Below are 14,392 nucleotides of genomic sequence, written 5' to 3' on the forward strand. Positions count from 1 at the left end.
GGTTCCTGATCCTTCCATCCGGCGGCAGGATTTCAATGCCGGGCTGGCCTACGCTGGCCATATGCCCGAAAAGTTGCGCTACGACGTCGAGATCCTGCACCTGCTGGTATCCCCCGCGCATGCCTACTTTGGCCGTGCCCGCGACGGTGCCGCCGACGTCCCCACCACCGATGCCGGGCAGGCGGAAGTTGTGGCCGGCAAGGGCATCGCGGGCGACCGGTTCTTCGGCAAGGCCGCGCACATGGACGCTGCGGTGACCCTGTTCGCCGTGGAGTCCCTCGAGGCCATCGCCGCCGAGTTGGGCGCAGCTCCGTTCGATCCCCTGCTGACCCGCCGGAACGTGGTGCTGCGCGGAGCACAATTGGCACCGCTGCTGGGACAGGACTTCGTGCTGGAATCCGGCGGCTCCTCGGTGACCCTGCACGGCGGGCGGCACGCCCAGCCCTGCGCATGGATGAACGAAATGCTCGCCCCCGGCGCACATCCAGCCATGCGCGGCCGCGGCGGCATCCGCTGCCGGGCCGTCTCCAGCGGCTTCCTGCACCGGGGTCCTGCCGTGCTGGTCAGCCCGGTGCCGCTGGACCCTGCGCGGGCAGGCGAGGCGAGCGTCCTCCGGCCCTCCAGGCTTCCGTAACCGACCCTGCCCCTTGGTAAGACGGACGACGGCGTCACGCACGGCACGCTTTCGGCCCACTTTGGGCGGGGAATCCCCGGAAACCCGGGCTCCCGCCGTCGTGCGCTGCCTGAAAGCCTGCCCGGCGTGACGCACAATGCCTACCTTTTCCGGTGGATCGACTTGTAGCTGAGGTAGGCGTTGAGCCCCTCGATCCCGTATTCGGTGCCCAGCCCGGAGTCGTGCCGGCCGCCGAACGGGGCGGAGTGGTTGGAGGCGAAGAAGTTCAGTCCCACCGAACCTGTGTCCATGCGGTCCGCCACAGCGAGCGCGGCGTCCTCGTCCCGGCCGAACACCAGGCCGCCAAGGCCGAACCCGGTGTTGTTCGCCAGCGCCACTGCCTCCTCGACGCTGCCGCCGGCGTCGTTGTATTTGAGGATGGTGATCACCGGACCGAAGATCTCTTCGCGGGCTATCCGCATGTCCGGGGTGACGTCGGCGAACACCGTGGGCTCAATGAAGTAGCCGTTCTCCAGCCCTCCGGTCAGCGACGCAGCGCGCCCTCCGGTGGTGGCGCGGGCGCCTTCAGCCAGTCCGGACTCGACGTACTCCATAACTGTCCGGTACTGCGGTTCGGTGGCGCAGGGGCCAAACACCGTGTCCGGATCCAGGGGGTCGCCCTGCTTCCCGGCGGCGATGGTGGCCGTGACCATGTCCACCACTTGGTCGTAGCGGCTGGCCGGGGCCAGGATGCGGGTGGAGATGTAGCAGGTCTGCCCGGTGTTCCGCATGGAGGACTTGATCAGCACCCGGGACATGGCGTCCAGGTCAGCGTCCGGCAGCACGATGGCGCTGGACTTCCCGCCCAGCTCCAGCGTGACCGGGCGCAGCAGCTCACCGCAGGCAGCGGCGATCTTGCGTCCCACCGGCGTCGAACCAGTGAACGCCACCTTGGCCACCCCCGGGTGCCTGACCAGCACGTCACCCAGGCGGCCGGAGCCGGTGACCAGGTTGACGACGCCGGCCGGGACGCCTGCAGCGGCAATGGCATCGATGATCACCCGGATGGACAGCGGGGTGGGGGACGCCGGTTTGATCACCACCGTGCAGCCGGCCAGCAGCGCCGGCGCCAGCTTGATCATCACCAGGTTGATGGGGAAGTTCCACGGGGCGATCAGCGCACAGACCCCCAGGGGATCGCGCCGCACCACCGATTCGCCGCCGCCGCGCGGGAAGGGACGGACGTCCTCCTGTTCCAGGTATCCGGCCAGGGTGGCGAAGTACCGCAGGATGCCGGCGGCGTTGGCCGCTGCCCCGGAGGACTCCGCCACCGGGGATCCGTTTTCCCGCGAGTTGGTCAGGGACAGCTCCACTGCCCGCTTCTCCACTTCATCGGCGATCCGGAGCAGGTAGGCGGCACGCTCGGATGGTGCCAGCCGGGACCATCCGCTGTCGAAGGCCTTTCGGGCGGAGCGGACGGCGGCGTCCACGTCCTCCGGCGTGCCGTCCGGGACCGAGCCCCAGATTTCGCCGGTGGCGGGGTCGGTGACCGGGTTACGGCCAGTGCCCGGGGAGGGTTGCCAGGCGCCGTCGACGTAGATGGTGTCCACGTGGGTGTGCGGCAGGGCCAGGCCGGACCGTGTGGCCAGGGCCGGGGCGTCGTGCGTGGCGGAGGTCATCGGATCACCGCCGTCTTCAGCAGGGCGTTGGACCGGCTGAGGTCCGCGGTGGCCATCTCCAGGGCAGCCTCAGTGATGAGTTCCGGGATAATCTCAGCGGCCAGCCGGTCCGTGTAGGTGGCGGGATCCATTCCGAACCAGGATGAGGCCAGGGCGATGCCGGCGTGGTCGAACCGCCACAGCCTGTCGGCGTCACGCATCAGCGCGTCCTCCAGGGAGCGGGCCACGGGCCGGGTGTCGTGGCCGTCGATGATTGCGCAGACCTGGTCCACGAACCCGGGGGCGTAGCCCAGTCCGGGAAGGACCCGCCGGGCCACGTCGCAGCCCTGTTTCTCGTGCTCATAGCGGATGGTGGCCTTGCGCCAGTCCCCCGTAAATCCTTCCGAGAGGATCCGGGACTCATCAACATGGGCCCAGCCGGTGTCGTGGAGCAGCGTTGCCACCCGGACCAGTTCGGCATCCGCATCAGGGTAGGCCCGGCACAGCCGTTCGGCGAAGGCCAGGGAGATGGGCAGGTGGATGTCGTTGCCGCGGGTCCTGGTTTCGTGGACCACTGCATTCCAGAGCGCATCGAGCGAATCCAGGGCCGCGGGGGTGCCCGTGATGGGGGTGGTGTCCACCGGGCCGGGGGCGGGGATGGGGCGGACGCCGTACTCGGCGGCGAAGGCATCGGCCAGGGCGTCGCCCGTGTCCGGTGCGGTGCCGGGGGCGCTGCCGGCGGCAGTGCCCGGCTCCGCCCGGGCAAACGGCGTCTTGGGGGTGCTCATAATGCTCCTTCGGGTTGGCCGGCCTCGCGGCTAGCTGTCCGTGGTGATGGTCTTGAGTTGGATGCGGGGGTCTGCCGCGGCGTCAGCGGGAATGTTCAGGCCCTTGGCGAGCGCGTTCTTGACGGCCATGAAGTCCAGCGGCGCGTTGACGCAGTCTGCGGCGATGATGCGGCCCTGGCGGTAGTAGAGGACGCTGAATTTTCCGCGTTCCTGGTCGTTCCGGACCACGGTCTGGTCGTAGCCGTTGCACAGGCCGGCGATCTGCAACTTGAGGTCCGCCTGGTTGGACCAGAACCATGGGATGCCGGCGTATTCCTCACGCCTCCCGGTCAGCGAATACGCGGCAACCTTGGCGTGCTCGATGGCGTTGTTGACGCTTTCCAGCCGGATCCGTTCCCCGGGCTCGGAACCGGGAACGGGATTGGGCATGTTGGCGACGTCCCCCACGGCCACCGTGGTGCCGTCGGAGGCCAGCGCGAACCGGTCCACCACCACGCCGTTGTTTACGGCCAGGCCAAGCTGTTCTGCCAGCTGGGTGTTGGGAATGACGCCGATGCCGATCAGGACGATCTGTGCCGGCAGCACCGTCCCATCCTGGAGTTCGACGGCGGCTACCCGGGTGCCGCCGTCGTCAGCGGTAAAGCGCGACGCGCTGGTGTTGAGGCGGATATCCAGGCCGCGGGACCGATGGGCCTGCAGGAAGTATTCGGCGGTTTGCTCCCCCACGGCCCTGCCCACAAGCCGCGGCCCGAACTCGAGCACGGTGACATTTTTCCCCATCTTCTGCAGGCTGGACGCCGCCTCGAGGCCGATGAACCCGCCCCCGATCACCACCACATCCGTGGCGTCGCCCACTTTCGCCTTCAGTGCCAGGGCGTCGTCGGCGTTGCGGAGGTAGAGCACGCCGTCCAGGCCGCTGCCATCAATCTCCAGCTTCCGGGCGCGGGCGCCCACGGTGAGGGCCAGCCGCTTGAACGGAAACTCCCGGCCCGAGGACGCATGTGCCACCCCGGAGCCGTCCGCTTCCTTGTCGATCCGCACGACGTGTTCGCCCTTGACCAGGTCCACGTTGTGCTCGGCCCAGTAGTCGTTGGAGCGGAAGATCAGGGATTCGCTTTCCACGGTGCCCTGCAGGAACTCCTTGGACAGCGCCGGCCGCTGGTACGGGCGGTGGTCCTCGTCCCCCAGCAGGGTGATGTCTTCGTCGAAACCCAGCGCCCGGAGCGATACCGCCAGCTGCACGCCGGACTGGCTGGCGCCGATGATCAGGAGCCCGGTCCTGGTGGGAACCGTGGCCGTTCCGGCTTCCTGCTCCACTGCCTGCGTTCCCATGGCTACACCTGGGTTTCGGGGGTGGTGACGAACAATTCGAGCTCCTCCATCAGGCGGAGCTGGCAGGACAGCCGGGAGTTGTCTTCACGGTCCACGGCGGTGCCGTAGAGCATCTCGTCCTCCATGTCCTCCATGGGGGGCAGCTGCGAGGCGCAGTCCTCGCGGACGAAGACGTGGCAGGTGGCGCAGGACAGCGAACCGCCGCACTCGGCCACGATGCCGGGGATGCCGTTGCGCACCGCGGTTTCCATCACGGAATCGCCTGCATTGCCTTCGACGTCGCGGACGTTGCCTTCTGCGTCGGTGAAGTGAACCGTTGGCATTGTGGTCCTCCTTGGTTGAAGTTGGTTTCGATGGTGGTGGGGGTTGCCGGTCAGATGAACTGCCGGCCGCCGTCCACCACCATGGTCTGGCCGGTGTAGTAGGAGCTGTCCGGCCCGGCCAGGAACAGGGCGGCGCCCACAATGTCCTCGGGCTGGCTGGCGCGTTTGATGGCGCCGCGGTCCACTCCGTAGTTCTCGGCGTTCTCCATGAGCCCGTAGCTGGCTTCCGTGAGCGTGAAGCCCGGGGCGAGGGCATTCACCGTGATCCCCCGGCGGCCCAGTTCCTTGGCCATGACCCGGGTGAGGGCCACCACGCCGCCCTTGGAGGCGACGTAGTGCGCCCATTGCTCGGAGCCGCTGAAGATCGTGGCGCTGGAAAGGTTGATGATGCGCCCGCCTTCCCCCAGGTAGGGGCTCGCGGCGCGGGTCACCAGCCAGGGTCCCTTGAGGTTGACGTTCATCACCAGGTCCCATTCGGCTGGATCGATGTCCTCAAAGCGGCTGCGGGTCACCCCCGCGTAGACCGCCGCGTTGTTGAGCACGACGTCGATGCGCCCGTTTCCGAACTCCGCGCAGCTTGCGGCGAGCTGCTCCGTGGAGTCCACGTCGGTCACGTCTGCGGCAAAGGCAGCGGCGTGGGCGCCGGCTTCCCGGACGAGCTTGGCGGTCTGTTCGGCACCCTCGAGGTTGATGTCGGCCACCGCCACCCGGTATCCGCGGCCGGCGAAGCCTAACGCGAACGCCCTGCCCAGCCCGCCGGCAGCTCCCGTGATGAGGACCGTCTTTCCATTCATGCCCTCAGCGGAATATTCTCCTGAAGGCATCTCACGATCAGACATGGCTGTGGTTGTGGGCGCCGGGTCCGGCAACTACGAGGTCTTCCTCGGCGTCCAGGATCTGGACCGTGCCCTTAGTGCCGTCCACACGCAGCCGCTGGCCGGTCTTGATCGTGGTGGACCCGGAGCCCGTGCCGGTAACGGCCGGCAAACCGTATTCACGGCACACGATCGCGGCGTGGCTCATCATGCCGCCGATGTCCGTGACCGTGGCGCTGATCTTGCCGAAGATGGGACCCCAGGACGGCGCCGTCACCGTGGCCACCAGGATCTCCCCCTGTTGCACCTCGGAGAGCTGGTCCGCGTCGGTGACCACGCGGGCCAGGCCTTCCACCACGCCGGGCGAGGCGGCCATGCCGCGCAGTCCGCCGCCTTCCACTTCTTCACCGGCTCCCAGCCACTGCTGGACCTGTTCCGTGGTGATGCCCCAGAGCATACGGGTGAAGGGTTCGGTGATGGACGCGGGCGGGGTGTTCAGGGCGGGCGCGGGGCGGGCAGTCTTGAGGGCGTCCACGATGCCGCGGCGGCGTTCGATCTCCTCGGGCCAGTAGTCGGGGCCGATGGGCTTGGCGCCCACCCCCCAGCCGGTGACCAGGTCGAAGAGGGCGTCGCGGACCTCGTTGCGGCCCAGGTAGAGCAGGTCGTCCGGCTGGGTCCAGAAGCCCTCGGCATGCATCATGCGGGAGAGTTCGCGGATCTTGCGCCAGAAGACGCCCATCGTCCAGTGCTCGATGTAGAAGTTGTGGTTCTCCACGTAGGGGTAGGCGGTGGCGGCGAGCCCGCGCTTGGCGTCGAAGACTGCCTGGTTGTCGCCTTCGAGGAGGTCGCGGTATTCCTCGATGATGCGGTCCCGTTCGGCGATGAGGGCCTCGACGGGACGCATGATCTCCTGGCCCTCGTCCACGCGCCGGATGTAGTCGGCGATGTAGCCCAGCGGGATTTCCTGGTTCACGTTCCAGTACTTGTCGTGGCCATAGAAGCCGTTGCCCACGGTGAAGTTGAACCACGGGTCCTTGGCGCCTTCGTACTGGGCCAGCCAGCGGTCCCCGCCCGGGGCGGCGGCGATGGCACCCAAAGTAGCCTCGACGTCGTCCGTGTTTCCAAAGTGGGGCTGGAGGCGAAGTTCGACTGCGAGCTTGGCGAGCTGCTTGAGCTCGTCATCGGGGCGGAACAGTTCCATGTCCACGCCCTGAACCATGCTGGCGATCGACTGGTCCGGGATGTTGGGGAAGACCTGCTTGCAGAAGTTGAAGAAGTCCAGGTAGGCGATGTAGCCCAGGTTCAGGAACTCGAAGTGGTACTGCCAGTTCTGGTAGGCCAGCTGGATGAGGCGGTCGTAGCCTTCCAGGAGCTTCTCGGAGCCGTCTTTGCCCTTGCCGGAGGTGATGTCCTCCAGGGGGACCATGTCCGGAAGCTTGGGGAAGGAGATGGTTTCCATCTCGGCGATAGTGCCCTTGACCTTGACGTGCCAGTCCTTGAGCAGCTGCTCCCAGTTCTGGAAGTAGTGGCCGACGCGCTGCTCGAACAGCGGCACGCGGGCGGGGATCCGGTCTTCCGGGACGGGAATGGGGGACATGTAGAGGTAGCCCAGGTGGATGCGGAACTCGATGCCGTTGGCGTTGGGGATTATCAGGTGCCGGGCGTTGTATTGGCCCAGGCACTTGACCGCGAATTCGCCGCCGATGGTCTCGAAGGGCTTGAACACGGTGGGCCAGTGCTGGCTGTCGCAGAACCAGAACTTGGCGTCCTCCTGGTCCTTGAGCTTGTCCTGGAAGACCAGGTAATAGGGGTAGATCTTTTCCCAGCCTTCGGCCCCGGCGGGAACCGGCAGCTCGGAGGGCTTGGGGAACGACTTCATGGACATGGCGGTCCTTTCAGGAGGGCTCGGCGGTGAGCCTTGGTGGGGGTGAAGCCTCGGATGCGGGTCAGGCAGTCGGCTTGAGCGCGGGGGTGCTCAGTCCACTGAAGTAGCCCCCGGTGATAACGGGCTGGGGCGCGGTCACCAGTGCGGGCTTGGAGGAGTGGACCGTTTCCGGCCGGGACTGCAGAAGGAGCAGGTTTTCGCCGTCGGGGAGGTCGGCGTCGAGGGCCCATTCAATGTCCTGCGGGCACTTGTAGTGCTTCTCGGCCCGCTTGGCCATCTGGGCGACGGCGGTGAGCTCCGCGTCGGTGAGGCTGCGGCGGCCCCGGCGTTCGTCGTCGACCTCACGTTCAACCAGCCCTTTGGCACCGGCGTCCGGGACCAGCTCGGCGTGCTTGTCGCCCAGGTGTTCTGTAATGACGGCGAGTGTCACCTTGTCCAGCACGATGTTGTCCGGAGTGACCTGGCCGGAGACCACCATTTCCCCCACGCCGTAGGAGGAATCGATGGTGATCTTGGACCGGTCGCCGTTGGTGGGGTCCATGGTGATGGCCACGCCGGAAACCCTGGAGTTGACCATCTTCTGAACCACCACGGCCATGGACAGTCCCTCGTTGGGGATGCTGTTCTTGAGCCGGTAGATGATGGCGCGGGACGTGTAGAGCGAAGCCCAGCACTGGCGGATGTGGTCGGTGACCGCTTTGACGCCGTCCAGCCAGAGGTAGGTGTCCTGCTGGCCGGCGAAGGAAGCGTCCGGAAGGTCCTCGGCGGTGGCGCTGGAGCGGACGGCCACGGGGACGGGTGCGTCGAAGCGGGCCATCAGGAATTCGTAGGCGGCGATGGTCATGCTGCGCAGTTTTTCAGGTACGGGGCGGGAGCAGATGTCCTCGCGGATGGCTGCGGACACCTGGTCAACCTGCCGGGTGTCCTCCGGGTCCAGCCCGGCGAGCAGTTCGTGGATCTTCGCCGTGATCCCGGCTTCGTCCATGAAGGCATCGAACTGCGCGGTGGTGACGACGAATCCGGGCGGAACGGGCATGCCGGCGGAGGTCATAGTGACCAGTGACGCACCCTTGCCGCCGAGGTTTTCAAGCTTCGGCTCGATGCCGCCGTCGAAGAACTGGACGTAATCGTTGCTATGCATAGTGCTTAGGCCTTCCAAGTGACAGGAACGGTCTCGGGAACACGGAAGGAGAGGTTTTCACGGAAGGCGATGTCCTCCGGGGCGTCGAGCTGCAGCGCGGGAGCGAGCCGGGCCACTTCCTCGAGCGCGATTTTCGCCTGCAGCTTGGCGAGCATGTTGCCCAGGCAGTAGTGGATGCCAAACCCGAAAGAGAGGTGCTCGCGGGCGTTCGGCCGGGTGATGTCGAAGTCCTCGGCGGCGGTGAACTTGGATTCATCGCGGTTGGCCGAGCCCATCAGGAGCAGCAGCTGGGAACCCTTTTCGATGGGCACGCCGCCCACCTCGGTGTCTTTGAGTGCTTTGCGCCGCCATCCGACGATGGAGCCGGCGTAGCGGAGGACCTCGTCGATGGCGGCGGGGATCTTCTTGGGATCCTCCACGAGCTGCTGCCACTGCTCCGGACGCGCCAGGAGTTCGCGCAGGGCGTTGGAGATAAGGGTGGTGGTGGTCTCGTGCCCGGCGAAGAGCAGGCTGTAAAGGACCGAGGCGATCTCATGGTCCGAGATCTCGGCGCCGTCCTGCTGGGCCTTGACCAGGTCGGCGGTGAGGTTGTCGCCGCCCTGCTCGTGGGCCACCCGGACCAGGCGCAGGCATTCCTGCCAGTACTCCACCAGGTTGTGGGCGTGCGGGACCTGCTGTTCGTCACTGAGGTCGCCCCAGGTCATGGCGGCGCGGGAATCGGACCAGCGCTTGAACGTGTCCACCTGGGAAACGTCGGCCCCGATCAGGGTGAGGATGGTGATGGTGGGAACGTCGTAGGCCAGGTCCTTGACCAGGTCCCCGCGGCGCTCTTCGCGGGAAAGCATCTTTTCGAGCAGGTCCACCACGTTCTGCCGGATGAACGGTTCCAGGGCCTTGTAGCGGCGGGGCGTGAAGGCCTTCTGCACCACGGCGCGGATGCGGGTGTGCTCTGGCGGACGGCGGGCGGACAGGCCGGAGTAGGCGGTGAAGCCGCCCTCTTCCATGATCTTTTTCGCGGCGGTTCCCCGCTCCCGGACCGGGGCCTGGGCGTTCTCGCTGGAGAACGTTTCCCAGTCCTCGAAGACGGCTTTGATGTCGTCGTAGCGGGAGACGACGTAAAGTCCGGTACGCTCATCGAACATCACGGGCTGCTCGGCCCGGAGCTCTGCGTAGGCGGTGAAGGGATCCTTCATCTGGAAGGGTTCGTAGCCGTGGTGCCCGGCGGGGGCTTCGGCGCCGTACCCGAAAGGACAGCGGCCAGCCGTTTCTGTCGACGATGACATGTTGACTCCTGGTGACTTGGCTCCGCCCGGCACCTCAGGGCGGCGGGGGTTTCTTAGTGACCAGTGTGGTCCACATCACCGTGCGGGGACAGCATCGGCTTCCACTGGACGGAATCGATTGGCGTCAGCCGCGCGGCCCTTTGTGCACGCCGATCAGGGTCTCCAGGGGGATCCGCGCCGTGGCCTTTTCGATTTGGGCTGAGATGCCCTTGAGGACGGGCAGGTACCTGGTCATGGTGGACGCCTGCGTGGTGGGCAGCACCAGGCCGATGGCGGCGCCGATCCGGCCGGTGTGGAACACCGGGACGGCTATGGAGCAGGAGCCAAGCCGCACTTCCTCAAGGGTGGTGGCGTAGCCCTGCGCATGGATGTCCGCCAGCTCGGCGGTGAATTTTTGCGGGTCGATGTGTGTGTGGGCGGTGGCGCGTTCCAGGTCCCGGTGCAGGTAGGCGTCGCGCACCCAGTCGTCTTCGAACGCCAGGATGACTTTTCCAACGGCGGTGGCGTGCATGGGAAGGCGGCCGCCCACCCGGGACGCGCGGGGCACGCGCTTGGAGCCGTAGACCCGGTCGATGTACAGGACCTCATTGCCGGCCCGGATCGCCAGATGTGCCGTCTCGCCGGTCAGCGAGAACAGGTCCTGAATGTAGGGGTGGGCGGCATCGCGCAGCTGGCGGCCGGTGTTCTGCGCCAGCTCCCACAGCCGGATCCCCAGCTGGTAGCGGCCGTTCGGTTCCCGCGACAGGAATCCCCAGTCGGTCAGTTCGTTCACCAGCCGGTGCGCGGTGCTGAGCGGGAGCCCGGATTTGTCCGCGATGTCAGTCAGGCTCAGGGCGCCGCGGGAGGTCTCGAAGGCTTCCAGGATGGACAGCACTTTGGACGTCACGGTGCGACCGGGGTCGCGGCTGCCGCCGGCCATGGGGGCCTCCTCGCTCCTGGCGCTGGGCCCAAGGTGCCGGCAGCGTCCGGAAAGAGTCTAAGCGCGGGAACGGCTCCGGGCCGCGCCGGTTTCCAGCTCAGCCAAGCAGGCGTTGCCGCTGCGGCCAGAGGGTGACCGATTCCAGTGCTGACAGTGCCCTCGCCATGGCCTGCGCCTCTGCAGTGAATAGGTGGCCGTGCACGCGCTGGGAGCACAGCCGGAGGGCCTGCCCGCGGTCCAGCCCGAACCAGTCCATGACGGTGTCGATGCCGTGCGGACTGAGGCGCCAGGTCTTGTCCGAGTCCTTGACGATGGCATCCTCGATGGAGACGGCCTCCCGCCGGGAATCGTGGCCGTCGATGATGTTTAGGATGGCGGGGATCCTGGTGCGATCGTAACGGCACTTCGCGAGGATGTCCGCGGCAAGGCGCGCCCCCTCCTTTTCGTGCAGCAGCACCAGGTCGGGCCTGCCGCCGCCCGGCGCAATGGCTGCAAGGACGTCGCCGGGCGGGACCTGCGACCAGCCGATGTCGTGCAGCATGATCGCGGGAAGGACCACAGCGGCATCCGCTTCCGGATGGGCGTCCAGGAGGGCGCGGGCCAGGCCGAAGGCATACAGGGTGTGGGCGTCGTTGTCCCGGACCGTCAAGTACGGAGCGGCCAGTTCCCAGATCCCGGCCAGCATTGGTTCCAGTGCGATGACTCCGGCGGGGTCGGGCTCGATGCCGGCGGCAACCGCAGTGGCGTCGAGGCCTGAGTAGTTGGCGGCGGGCTGCAGCTTCGTCATGCACACAGCCTGCCCAGCGGACGGGCGGCTGGCAACGACGGATTCTGTCCAGCGGAATCGCATGTGACGGCCGACGGCGTCACGCACGGCACGCTTTCGGCCCACCTTGGGCGGGGAAACCCCGGAAACCCGGGGTCCCGGCGTCGTCCGTTCCCCGAAAGCATGCCCCGCGTGACGCACTTCCGCGTCTTTACGTCAGGTGATCGCGGTGGCATTCGCCGGCGAGCCCGTGCCCCCGGTGATGTTCAGCGGTTTGATGCTGATGAAGGCGTCCCACTGGCCCGTGCGGCGCATGTGCCGGGCCAGCGGGCCGAGCCTCCAGAGCTCCCCCAAGGGCATTCCCAGCTTGGCCAGGAGTTGCTGGTGCATCATTCCGTGGTCGTTCGGCGCAGAATCCCGGTACGGACTGTCCGGCACCGGGGGAAGGCACTCAAGGGCGAAGTTGTCCGCGGCGAGCAGCGCCAGCTGCTGGTCCCACGCCCAGGCCACGAATTCCTGGGACTGTTCCACACCCGATGCCTTGCGGCTCTCGCGCACCTGCTGCTTTTCCGCCGTCGTCAGTTCAAGGAACCATTCGCACCACCCGGTGTGGAGCATGAGGATGTCACCGGGGCGGAGGCGGAGGGACTGCGCTGCCGCGGCCGCCTGCACCAGGTTCAAGGTGAGGGGTTCCCCGGCCGCGTGGTCGATGGGCTCCCCCAGGCTTCTCCGGAAGCCGTCCAGGTCCACCACCACGCCCCGGCCCGTGATCGGGTGTTCTGCCCATCCCTGGATCCCCAGGTACGGAGTGCCCTCCGTAATCAGCGCATCGGGGGTGCCGTTGTAGAAGCCAACATCATCCGCCCGGCGGTGCCTCAGGCCGTCTATCTGGCTGGATCCCTGGAGGTAGTAGCCGTCCAGGAAGTCATCGCGGTGCGCAGGGTGCGAGGAGTAGATGGTGTGCCGGGGCGGACTGCGTTTGAGTGACATACCAGGATCAAAGGCGTCAGCCGGATAGTCCAGGCCGAACACGGTCCCGCTCCTGATGCTGTTCCTGGCCTCAACGATGGCCGCCGGGGTGATGAAGGACGGTGTGCCCCGGTCCGCTTCGGGGAACAGTCCCCACGATGTTCCTGACAGGGCGCCCTCCCTTGTGAGGAGATCGGCGAAGGTGGGAAATGTTCCGCGGTCAGTCATCGGGTGGTTGCCTCCTGCTGCTGCGTGGCCTGTTGATGGGAGCGCTTGTAGCTGAGCAGGAAACCGGCGACGGCGCACACGGAAGCCGCAATGCAGATGGGCGGCTTGATGTACGTATTGAAGAACTCCAGCCAGCCGTTTTGCCCGGCCACAAGGCCGGCGGCCTGTCCGGCAACGAACAGGACGCCGCCGGCAAGAAGGGCTCCGAGCGTAACGGTGAAAAGGATTTCAGTAAACCTTCGGGGTGTATTCATGGTGGTTCCTTAGATCGGCAGGACGCCGAGGATGATCAGCACGCCGATGACCAGCAGGGGCAGGGCATAGTGGGTGAGCAGGCGGCCGAAGGTCTTGATGGGGTTGACGTCAGCAATGCCGCAGGCAACATAGAGCGGCGCACCGCCGGGCGGAACCGCGGCTTCGCACGAGGAAAAGACCAGGACGGCGACGGCGGCAGTAGTGGCCGGCACGCCGGCCGCCACAAGGGCCGCGACGCCGACCGTTCCCACGGCGGCCATCGTGGCCGTTGCGGACAGCGGGGCTGCGACGGCGATCACGATCAGCCCGATCAGGATGGCAAGCAGCCACAGCGGCAGGTTCAACCCGTTCAGCAGCGCCGTCATTTGCTTGGGCAGGCCGGTGGCGGCGAGCGCGTTGGCCCCGGCGAACGCGAACAGCACCGTGACGCCGACGATTCCGAACCGCGGGGCGGAGCCGTGCAGAAGCTCGCCCCAGGCGCGGCCGGTGCGGGGCAGCTTTTTCCGGCCCAGCAGGGCACCGGTGATGAGCAGGACTACCGGGATCCACACGATCACGCTGACGGATTTGCTGACGTCGCCGCCAGTCCAGTCCGAGAGTGCGGATGTAAGGAACCCGGAGGTGATGACCAGCGGAATGGCGACGACGACGAACAACAGGAGGGTTGCCCAGCCCTGGCCAAAGGCGGTCCGGACGGACAGGCGGTGGGCTGCGTCGAGCGGGGTCATCCCGCTCTTCCTGATGAGCAGCCAGGTGACGATAAGGCGGTGCAGGAAGCACCACAGGCCTCCGAAGAGCAGGGGGAGGACAAGGGCGTTGATGTTCAGGAGGGGCCCGACCGTGGCTGAGCCGACAAGGACGAACATGGAGGCGCTGAACGGGAAGGTAATGCCCATTCCGGCGTTGCCAGCAACCAGGGTGGCGGCGGCGGGCTTGTCCAGCTTGGACTTTTCCATCCACGGAATGGTGACCGAGCCTACCGTCGCGGCAATGGCGGCCTGGTTGTGGACCACGCCGCCCAGGCCGGCCGAAGCCACCGTGGAGACCCAGGCCGGCCCGCCCTTGACCCCGCCGATGAGCGAGTTCAACAGGTCAATCAGCCGGTCCAGGACGCCGGCCTTGTCCAGCAGGTAACCCATGAAGACGAACGCCATGGTGGCGTAAACAATTTCGTCCGTCGCTGCCGAATAGAGCGCCGACCAGCCGACCTGCGCCGCGGCGGCACCGGTGAACGGGAGCACCACCAGGAATCCCAGGATCATGGCCTCCCCCACGCTGCGCTTGATCAACGTGGTCCAAAGCAGGATGACGGCCAGGTATGCCCCCAGGGCCCAGACGCCGATCATGTCCATGCTCCTGACGTTGCAGTGCGGTTCTTTGCGTGGTTAGCCAAAACAGTCCTCTTCATTGATTCTGT

14 protein-coding genes are annotated in these 14,392 nt (G+C 66.8%); 1 reads left to right on the plus strand and 13 read right to left on the minus strand.

Annotated elements, in window-relative coordinates; genetic code table 11:
* The first annotated feature begins 61 nt into the window (after positions 1-61).
* Positions 62-634: an MOSC domain-containing protein gene (locus tag QFZ60_RS19925; protein WP_307093405.1), complete on the plus strand. Its 573-nt coding sequence runs from the start codon at positions 62-64 to the stop codon at positions 632-634.
* 140 nt (positions 635-774) lie between these two features.
* On the opposite strand, the gene QFZ60_RS19930 is transcribed toward QFZ60_RS19925, so the two are convergent.
* The 13 genes from QFZ60_RS19930 to QFZ60_RS19990 form a co-directional block, all read right to left on the minus strand.
* Entirely contained in the window at positions 775-2,292 is a 1,518-nt protein-coding gene (locus QFZ60_RS19930; protein WP_307092735.1) for an aldehyde dehydrogenase family protein, read from the minus strand.
* On the minus strand, positions 2,289-3,059 hold the full coding sequence (locus QFZ60_RS19935; protein WP_307092736.1) for an HD domain-containing protein: 771 nt from the start codon (positions 3,057-3,059) through the stop codon (positions 2,289-2,291). Before QFZ60_RS19935 ends, QFZ60_RS19930 begins: the two co-directional genes overlap by 4 nt.
* Positions 3,060-3,089: 30 nt before the next feature.
* On the minus strand, positions 3,090-4,391 hold the full coding sequence (locus tag QFZ60_RS19940; protein ID WP_307092737.1) for an NAD(P)/FAD-dependent oxidoreductase: 1,302 nt from the start codon (positions 4,389-4,391) through the stop codon (positions 3,090-3,092).
* Between the two features lie 2 nt (positions 4,392-4,393).
* Positions 4,394-4,714, minus strand: coding sequence for a 2Fe-2S iron-sulfur cluster-binding protein (locus tag QFZ60_RS19945; protein ID WP_307092738.1), 321 nt, complete (start codon positions 4,712-4,714; stop codon positions 4,394-4,396).
* 50 nt (positions 4,715-4,764) lie between these two features.
* Entirely contained in the window at positions 4,765-5,508 is a 744-nt protein-coding gene (locus QFZ60_RS19950; protein WP_307092740.1) for an SDR family NAD(P)-dependent oxidoreductase, read from the minus strand.
* Positions 5,509-5,545: 37 nt separating this feature from the next.
* Positions 5,546-7,414: a PEP-utilizing enzyme gene (locus QFZ60_RS19955; RefSeq protein ID WP_307092742.1), complete on the minus strand. Its 1,869-nt coding sequence runs from the start codon at positions 7,412-7,414 to the stop codon at positions 5,546-5,548.
* Between the two features lie 61 nt (positions 7,415-7,475).
* Positions 7,476-8,555, minus strand: coding sequence for a PEP/pyruvate-binding domain-containing protein (locus QFZ60_RS19960; protein ID WP_307092743.1), 1,080 nt, complete (start codon positions 8,553-8,555; stop codon positions 7,476-7,478).
* Between the two features lie 5 nt (positions 8,556-8,560).
* Complete coding sequence (locus QFZ60_RS19965) at positions 8,561-9,838, minus strand: cytochrome P450 (RefSeq protein WP_307092744.1); 1,278 nt, start codon at positions 9,836-9,838, stop codon at positions 8,561-8,563.
* A gap of 124 nt (positions 9,839-9,962) precedes the next feature.
* Complete coding sequence (locus QFZ60_RS19970; protein WP_307092746.1) at positions 9,963-10,757, minus strand: IclR family transcriptional regulator; 795 nt, start codon at positions 10,755-10,757, stop codon at positions 9,963-9,965.
* Between the two features lie 97 nt (positions 10,758-10,854).
* Entirely contained in the window at positions 10,855-11,544 is a 690-nt protein-coding gene (locus QFZ60_RS19975) for an HD domain-containing protein (protein WP_307092747.1), read from the minus strand.
* Positions 11,545-11,739: 195 nt separating this feature from the next.
* Positions 11,740-12,720 carry a cyclase family protein gene (locus QFZ60_RS19980; RefSeq protein WP_307092749.1) on the minus strand — a complete coding sequence of 327 codons (981 nt, stop codon included), beginning with the start codon at positions 12,718-12,720 and terminating at the stop codon, positions 11,740-11,742.
* Positions 12,717-12,974, minus strand: coding sequence for a hypothetical protein (locus tag QFZ60_RS19985; protein WP_307092751.1), 258 nt, complete (start codon positions 12,972-12,974; stop codon positions 12,717-12,719). The genes QFZ60_RS19980 and QFZ60_RS19985 overlap by 4 nt, the downstream gene beginning before the upstream one ends.
* A gap of 9 nt (positions 12,975-12,983) precedes the next feature.
* Positions 12,984-14,321, minus strand: a complete 1,338-nt coding sequence (locus tag QFZ60_RS19990; protein WP_307092752.1) for a TRAP transporter large permease subunit — start codon at positions 14,319-14,321, stop codon at positions 12,984-12,986.
* Between the last annotated feature and the right edge of the window lie 71 nt (positions 14,322-14,392).

The organism is Arthrobacter sp. B2I5, from assembly GCF_030816735.1.
Classification (GTDB): Bacteria; Actinomycetota; Actinomycetes; order Actinomycetales; family Micrococcaceae; genus Arthrobacter.

Bases quoted from the DNA above. Each gene is read 5' to 3' on its own strand.
- QFZ60_RS19955 (WP_307092742.1), bottom strand. From the start codon at position 7,414: ATGTCCATGAAGTCGTTCCCCAAGCCCTCCGAGCTGCCGGTTCCCGCC.
- QFZ60_RS19960 (WP_307092743.1), bottom strand. From the start codon at position 8,555: ATGCATAGCAACGATTACGTCCAGTTCTTCGACGGCGGCATCGAGCCG.
- QFZ60_RS19935 (WP_307092736.1), bottom strand. From the start codon at position 3,059: ATGAGCACCCCCAAGACGCCGTTTGCCCGGGCGGAGCCGGGCACTGCC.
- QFZ60_RS19925 (WP_307093405.1), top strand. From the start codon at position 62: ATGCCCGAAAAGTTGCGCTACGACGTCGAGATCCTGCACCTGCTGGTA.
- QFZ60_RS19985 (WP_307092751.1), bottom strand. From the start codon at position 12,974: ATGAATACACCCCGAAGGTTTACTGAAATCCTTTTCACCGTTACGCTC.
- QFZ60_RS19940 (WP_307092737.1), bottom strand. From the start codon at position 4,391: ATGGGAACGCAGGCAGTGGAGCAGGAAGCCGGAACGGCCACGGTTCCC.
- QFZ60_RS19980 (WP_307092749.1), bottom strand. From the start codon at position 12,720: ATGACTGACCGCGGAACATTTCCCACCTTCGCCGATCTCCTCACAAGG.
- QFZ60_RS19965 (WP_307092744.1), bottom strand. From the start codon at position 9,838: ATGTCATCGTCGACAGAAACGGCTGGCCGCTGTCCTTTCGGGTACGGC.
- QFZ60_RS19990 (WP_307092752.1), bottom strand. From the start codon at position 14,321: ATGATCGGCGTCTGGGCCCTGGGGGCATACCTGGCCGTCATCCTGCTT.
- QFZ60_RS19970 (WP_307092746.1), bottom strand. From the start codon at position 10,757: ATGGCCGGCGGCAGCCGCGACCCCGGTCGCACCGTGACGTCCAAAGTG.
- QFZ60_RS19950 (WP_307092740.1), bottom strand. From the start codon at position 5,508: ATGAATGGAAAGACGGTCCTCATCACGGGAGCTGCCGGCGGGCTGGGC.
- QFZ60_RS19975 (WP_307092747.1), bottom strand. From the start codon at position 11,544: ATGACGAAGCTGCAGCCCGCCGCCAACTACTCAGGCCTCGACGCCACT.
- QFZ60_RS19930 (WP_307092735.1), bottom strand. From the start codon at position 2,292: ATGACCTCCGCCACGCACGACGCCCCGGCCCTGGCCACACGGTCCGGC.
- QFZ60_RS19945 (WP_307092738.1), bottom strand. From the start codon at position 4,714: ATGCCAACGGTTCACTTCACCGACGCAGAAGGCAACGTCCGCGACGTC.